The 7,440-nt window shown below is 46.8% G+C and carries 3 protein-coding genes; all 3 read right to left on the minus strand.

The window, feature by feature from the left end; all coding sequences use genetic code 11:
- Positions 1–1,435 precede the first annotated feature (1,435 nt).
- Positions 1,436–3,178: an iron uptake porin gene (locus tag NG792_RS28620; protein WP_261237778.1), complete on the minus strand. Its 1,743-nt coding sequence runs from the start codon at positions 3,176–3,178 to the stop codon at positions 1,436–1,438.
- A gap of 739 nt (positions 3,179–3,917) precedes the next feature.
- Positions 3,918–5,600, minus strand: coding sequence for an HD domain-containing phosphohydrolase (locus tag NG792_RS28625; RefSeq protein ID WP_261200199.1), 1,683 nt, complete (start codon positions 5,598–5,600; stop codon positions 3,918–3,920).
- Between the two features lie 911 nt (positions 5,601–6,511).
- Complete coding sequence (locus tag NG792_RS28630) at positions 6,512–6,793, minus strand: 4a-hydroxytetrahydrobiopterin dehydratase (RefSeq protein WP_261200200.1); 282 nt, start codon at positions 6,791–6,793, stop codon at positions 6,512–6,514.
- Positions 6,794–7,440: the final 647 nt, after the last annotated feature.

A 7,440-nucleotide genomic window follows, 5' to 3' on the forward strand; every position in this document is an offset into this window, starting at 1 on the left:
ACTGTAGTTCGGTCAAGAACTTTTATCTCTTAATTCTCTCTGGTAGCATTTGTTACCAATTACTCTTGGCTTTTTCCCTTCCTACAAGTAGGGTTATGAGATATATCTATGGGTAAAGTTTCCCCTGCTTGGGGATTATAACCTGAATTTGGTCTTGACCACAAGTGAAATTATAAATTTTGCTAATACCATGCTTAAAAAAGGGCGTGATTGAGAGGGGGAGGGTCAGAACTCAAAAAACTAGCAGCCTAAAGCAATTCCCGGAATTATTGGGTTTTATTTCCATAAAGTATAGTGCGTCTAAATCATTCAAGAATTCCCTTTCAGTTCGCTATAGACACTCACTACTTAAACAAAATAAGCCCGTTTTATTACTTCCCTGATTAGCGGTAAATTTTAAGGGAGCATCTCAATTTGGACAGTTGGCCCTCTTACACGGGTGTCCCTTCTACCATTTTGGGTAGAAGGGACACCGGCGGATTCACAGCCCCTCTCCCGCATGGGGTCGCCATCGATTTAGGGTGAGGGCGACCAAAAGGAGATGCTGCAGCTTTTAATCCATTCTTCCCAAATGATTTAAATTTGGATTTTTCTCTCACCCGGAGAAGGAAACCCTAACGGCAGCCCTATTTAAAAGGAGGATTGAACTACTAAGCCCTTAAAACATAGATTGGGTTGATTTTAAAGACTTGTCTAACTTTTAAATAAGATTTACTCCCTTAAAATATGGTTGAGTCCACCCGACTTCTAGACATCTTTAATAATTGCCTGCCACTCCATCGATTTCGAGGCTGGGAATGTGATTATTAGAAAGGTTTACTCGTCAATATAGTGGACCAAAGTTTTATAGGGAGTGGCAATTCATGAATTTTCACTACAGTCTGGGGTTGTCAGAACTTGAAGAATTGTCCCAACTCTTGAGACTCGCTATACTATGCTTAACAATATCTAGTTAATTGAGTTGTTAATGCTGATGAGTTGCCAATTATACCAAAGAAAAAGTGGGGAAAAGATTAACGTATTTTTCACGGGCTTGCTTTGTCTTAACAACTTATAAACCGTCTCCTTTTATGGAAATCGCCTGGAGGTTCAAGGCGATCGCGCTTTCCGCAGGTACCCCCTCACCCCTTCCCCTGCTACTCCCCCTCTTTTAAAAGAAACCACAGTCAAAGGTAAAAATCCTGTATTTTTTAGAACCCTTGGAAAGCTACATTCAGGGCACGGATGTCAGTTTTTCAGTTCTAACCTCAGTTGATAACCAAGGTAGAAATCCCTTGAATATTGCCTAGACAAACCCATTAAAAAGAAAACCCCCCTAATTAATTAGGGGAGTTTAAATATCTGTGCTACTCAGTTTTTAAAAGCTTAAAACTAAGGGAGCATCCAGAATTAAATTCCCTGGGTTGAGCCAGGGGTTTGATCCCAATTGCTGGTTTTAGAATCGGAAAGTGGTGCGGATGGTTCCAATTACCACATCATCGTTGAGATCGTTATGATCCGGAGCCGTCAACCAGACAAAGCCCGGAGTAATGGCAATATTCTCCGTTAGCTGATATTGGTAAAACCCTTCAACGTGTAAAGAACGATCTGGGTCTTCGAGGGCTCCATTAAAATCATCTGAGTTGACCTGGGGTTCCATACCCACGACCAGACCAAATTGGCTGCCCGGAGGTCCCGCGTTAACCGCTAAGTTAACAGCCCAGTTCCAGATGCCCAGATCCCCTTTGAGACCTTCGTCCAGGATGCGAGCATTGGTGTAACCGGCCCAGCCTCCGAAGGCAAAGGTTCCCGTATCATAACCGAGTTGAACACCATAGGCGTTGCTGATGGTGGTTAACCCATCCTCTGGAGCTAGAGACGATACAGGAGTGGCGAGTTGGCTACCTGTACGCATATCGGTGCGGTAGGCATTGACATAAGTCAGACCTAGTTGCAGTCCCGTAACAGGTTTAAACACCAATTGGGCTAAGGCTCCGTAAGGGCCATCTGTTAGCCCGTTGCGACGGGTAGGAGTCGCGGCATTTTCTGCTAAGTAGCCGAGGCTAACTTCTGCAGGACCTGCATCGAAGGTTAAACCAATCCCCGAACCCCGAACCATGTTGTAAATGGGAGCGCGGGTCCCGAAACGAGATAGAGCACCGCTGCCACCATCTCCATCCAAGGGGGTGATGGTGCTGGCGAAGTCATGTGATTCCCCACCATTTGCGATAAAGACGACATTGGCAGGGCCAACGGACGTGCTATATAGCAAGGTGTCTAAGCGGACCGTGGTATCTCCCTCTCCGTAAGGCTCGTCAACCGCAAATTTCAGATCCCCTTCGGGAGTGAAAGTGTTGGTGCCAGAGAAGGCATCCAGATTGTTGATTTCCAGTCGAGTTCTGAGTAGATCTTCGCCGGTGAAGCTGGTATCGAAGTTCAGCCGAGTGCGGGTACCAAATTGAACACCGCTATCGGTCTCGCCACCGACACTGTTTCCACCTTCAGACAAGGATAAGGCGAAGATAGATTCGCCAAAGAGTTTGGTGGTGGTGGAGAATTGATTGGCTTCGATTTCAGCGACGCGCACTTCGAGGGCATCTACCCGACCGCGCAAGGTTGCCAGTTCCGCAGCAAACTCTTCAGTTAACCTTTGTAAGGTTAAGAGGTCGTCTCTGTTCAGAATCCCTTCAAGTTGGGCGGCAATAATTTCGTTGATGCGTTCTAAACAAGCGTTTAAACCAGCAGCAAATTCATAACGGGTTAGGGCACGGTTCCCACGGAAGGTCCCATCGGGATAACCGGCGATACAGCGATAGCGCTCAACCAGGGATTGGAGTGCTTGGAAAGCCCAGTCAGTGGGTTGCACGTCCCGCAGTTGAGACACGGAGGTGACTTGGGCAATGTTGTTGGTGCCACCCCCTTCACGGCTGTATTGATTGAGTTGTTGTAAAACGTTGGCGGTTTCTGTGGCCGACGGTGCGTCCTCTTGGACTTGGGCGATTAGGTTAAATCCCCCTGCTGAAGAAAATGCAGTGGGTGCGGCAAATTCATTCGCCTGAGCCACTGGCATAGACTCGGTTTGGGTTTCAGAGGCGATCGCTTCAGGTGCGCCCACCACGGACGCTAAGGCCGCTCCGACTAACGCCGATGTTAAAACTGCTGGACTAACCAACAGGGAATTCCACAATACTTTAGACATTTTCCCTCTTCTCCTCACACCTTTAATTATCTAAACGATTTGACTTACGTCTCCCCTCAATCTTTCAGACAGGAGATGACAAGCCAAAAGAAGGAAATTCAGAGCTATTTCCTAGCTCGTAACCCCTTGACAGGCTATATCCACTTCTCAACTGCACCGATATAGATTTTTAGCCGGAACAGTTATAGGTCCCCACTACTCAGGGTGGGGGTGCTACGGCAGAGCCTAGAATTCAGATGCATCCCCTCCACTCATTGATGTCCCCGGGGGAAAAACTAGCCCCATCAAGGATGAGGATGTCGAACCCTCAACCGGACGGCTCAGTTTTCTGCCGAGGTTTTTCGTAACCTGATCAAGCAGGCTTCCGAGTTGGCTGGAGGGCCTATTGCTTCTGACAAACTCTGGACTCATTATATAGTCAGCGAGATAGTGGCTGCTTACTTCTGTTATAGATTAACAGATTTACTTCGATTGGAACCGGAGATTTGCAAGTCTTTGTTGTTTCTTGCGAATGATGGTAACCCTTGAACGGTCCAGTTCTATGGTGTTTTTTTTCTACTTCAAGGGCAAATAAACCCTCTGTTTACTGAAAATTTTCGGTTCAAGGCCAGCCGATGCTCGATTTGAAGCCATAGGCTCCCAGGGATGACTGGGGTCAAGGTTTTTGAGTTCCCCGATCGCCTGAATCAAAAGGTTTTAATCGGGCTTTGAGCCATTAGCTGTAATGCTCTCCTCGGGATTAAGCGCTTTCAAGAGTGACCATCTCTTGAGAGTGACCCAGGACTGAAAAAACTTGACGATGCTCGAATAACTCCAACAGGTCCGCGTTGATTTTGTTATGAATCGCTTCTTCCCGGAGAATTCTGAGGGCGGCTTCTACAGGCAATCCTCTTTTGTAGGGGCGATCGCCTGCCGTGAGCGCATCATAAATATCCGCAATAGTCATAATCTGCGCCTGGATCGGAATTTCATTTCCTTTCAATCCCCTCGGGTACCCCGATCCATCGATCTTTTCATGATGGCCGAAGGCGATCTTTGGCACATCTTTCAGATCCCGGGTCCAGGGAATTCGCTTCAAAAACTCATAGGTATGAGTCACATGATATTCAATAGACAAGCGTTCTTCTGGGGTCAGATTCCCCTTGGGGATCAGCAGTTGAGTGATTTCCTCGGGATCAATCAAAGGCTTTAATTGACCATCCACATCTCTATATATCTGTTGAGAAAGTTCTCGGAGGCGAGCTAGGGGTTCTTCCGCAAGTATGCGCGGTTCGTTCGCCTCTAACAAGAGCTTCCAGTAATTATTCAGTTGCTCTATCTTCTCTTGGAGTTGACGATCGAGTTCCTGTAGCTCCTGACAATGAGAACAAGCATTTTCCGGGTGGCGATGGAGGTGAGAGGGATGCTCAATCAAATACCTAAACTTGTTTTGAGCGCATTCCATTTCCATTGTTCGCTCGGCTAAAGCAAAGCGATGGCGGATCACCTCTAGTTGTGATGGATAGAGCTTTTTCTGCTTCACTAAAATTGCTTCAGGGACCCCAACTTTGCCAAAATCATGCAATAAAGCCGCGTAGCGCACTTCTTGGATTTGACGAACGCTGAACTTTACCTCTCGCATGGCTCCAGTCGTCACCGTATTGGCCTCTTGACTGAGGCGAACGGTCAGTTCGGCCACCCGCTCAGAATGTCCAAAGGTACAGGGATCCCGTGCTTCAATCACCTGCACCGATGCCGTCACAAAACCCTCAAACAGATTTTCAATACTTTCTTGCAGATGATTCCGTTCGATGGAGATCGCCGCTTGGGATGCCAAACTTCTGACGATTCGCTCTTCCCATTCTGAATAAGGCTGGGTGACTTCAGTTACATTTTCTGGGGTGACCACCGCATCGGCCCTAGTCTTGCGATTAATCAGTTGTAGCACGCCTATCATTTCCCCCTGACGGTTTTGCATAGGCAGTACCAAGACCGAACGAGTCGAGTAGTCAATATCTCGATCAACACTGCGCTCTAGCTGATAAGGGACGGTGGGTGGCAAGGCGTAGGCATCGGCCAGATTGAGGCTTTCTCCCGTGAGCGCGACATAACCTGCCAAACTTTTAGGTGTCAGGGGTATGGCAAATTCTTGAAATGAAACTTGAGGTAGAGAATCGTTTTGTGCTACCTTAAACAACAACTTTGGGACGTCTTCATCGTTGTGATCAATAAGGTAAACGCTCCCTGCATCGCTACAGGTCAGTTCTCGGCTCTTAGTTAAAATTAGGGTCAACAACGCTCCCAAGTCATAGGTACTCGAAAGCGCGGCCCCAATATCTAATAGCTCCTCTACTAATTCCGCTCTCGTTACATATTCGTTGCTTAGGTCCGGGGTATGGAAGACCCCGAGCGGGTGATGTTTTACTGTCCGATCGCTGTTCACAGCTTTACCTGAATTCACATGAAAGTACCGGATGCCTGGAAGCCCTGGCTCTTTAAACCAGGGAGGAAAGGCGGCCCTATTCCCTTTATTCCCCGTCAATCTTGTGCTACTATCGAGAGGCCCTTAACCATAACTGTCTACCTGCGGAAACAATTTCCATCCTCTTCAGACTCCTGCGTTAACTTTAAGGCTGGATTGCGGTAGCCCCGTTAAACAAGCACTATTTGAATGGTTAAGCCTAGCTAACAGCGCATCCGCCACAGCCTAGCCCAATAAAATTTCCCTATCATAAAGTAACCGCAATTGCAATACTTCTGGTACTGGTAGTTATCTTGACCCTTTCGAGGCACTTTGACAAAGCCTTGACTATTGGCCTTAAAAAATATCAGCCTATTTAGACTGGCGACTATCAAGAAGGGACTGCTCGACTCATGCTCCCCAGTCGGTTGAGTGGGTTCCCGTACATTCAAGACATACAGGGAGGGATAATGAATTCCCTTTCCCTTAAGCTCCCGACAAATTCAGCGAGAATCATCACTATTGACATTGATCGGTGTTTAGCACCTGTAGTTCAAGGTTACAGGTAAGCCTGTTGCTGAGGGAGACTTCAAAAAAAAGGACGCTCTTTTTTTTGAGGTAGGCTCGCTCCTAGCTTTGCCAGAAACGTTTTCCTTGGGTTGAGATCTGCGTTTTTATTTTTTCAAATGGATGTCTTCTAAAGATGGACCTGTTTTGGATCCCAACGTTAGCCCCTACGGAGTCGAGAGTTCAATCACTTCGTTCCCCCCACTTATAACAACTCCAGAGTGGGCTGATGCTACATCTCTAGTTTACTGATGGGCACAGTTTATCACACAAATTTTGTTAGGAGAATTTAATCGGTCTCAACCGACTCTCTCAAAAAGGTGAACTTATTTCAACTCGGAGATGGTCTGGGCCATGTGAAAGTCTTTTTCGGTTAAGCCCCCAGCATCATGAGTGGTTAAACTAATGGTGACTTTGTTATAAGAAATTTCTATATCAGGGTGATGTGCAGCGATTTCGGCTGGGTCTACTAATTGATTAACAAAGGCGATCGCCTCGATAAAATCTTTAAATTTTCTTTCACAGTGCAAAATTTTTCCTTCGCGGGTCCAGCCCGGAAGCTGACTCACCCGCTCCTGAATTTCCGTTTCTGTTAACAACTGAGCCATCTGATTCTCCCTGTTGACTTCACTAAAGATGGTTAACCGGATTTCTTCCCTGCATAGGGTTTCCTAATCACCAACCTGTTTTTCTCTAATCGCCAAAGACATTTAACTACTGCTTAAAAAAACTATCCGCTCTCACCGGGGGCGTTTAGTTTTCACTATGACGCTGAGGGTGAAAGCGGTCTAGTTGGTCTTCAGATTGGAACCTGACTGCCGGGAGGAACTCCGCACCAGCCTAGTTCTCAAGGATTTTCTTTAATCCCGAGCGGACTAAAGCGAGTTGTTAGAGAACAGCCCCGGCCCACAGCCGATTTACTCCAATCTGATGACCCATGCGTTTACTACTATCTGACATAGGCATCACCTCCTGTTACCCTAAGTGGGTTTTATTTCCATAAACTTTATGTAACCTAGCATAACACACCGAATTGGAAATTTCCCAATCCTGCTGTTTTTAATCTGGCTAATTTTTTTAGAGGCAGTGGGGGGCCTCCAAACTCGTGGGAAAAGCCGCCGCTGAAGAAGTCCAGGGGGACTGACCCCAACTATTCATACGGAATCCGGTTTTCAAATACCTATAAAAACCCACACCCTCAAGGGTGGGTAAACACGGACAAAGCCTGCCTCAGCCCGCTATGGGATAAAAACGA

Origin of the sequence: Laspinema olomoucense D3b (assembly GCF_025370785.1) — a bacterium.
In the GTDB taxonomy this organism is placed as follows: domain Bacteria; phylum Cyanobacteriota; class Cyanobacteriia; order Cyanobacteriales; family Laspinemataceae; genus Laspinema; species Laspinema olomoucense.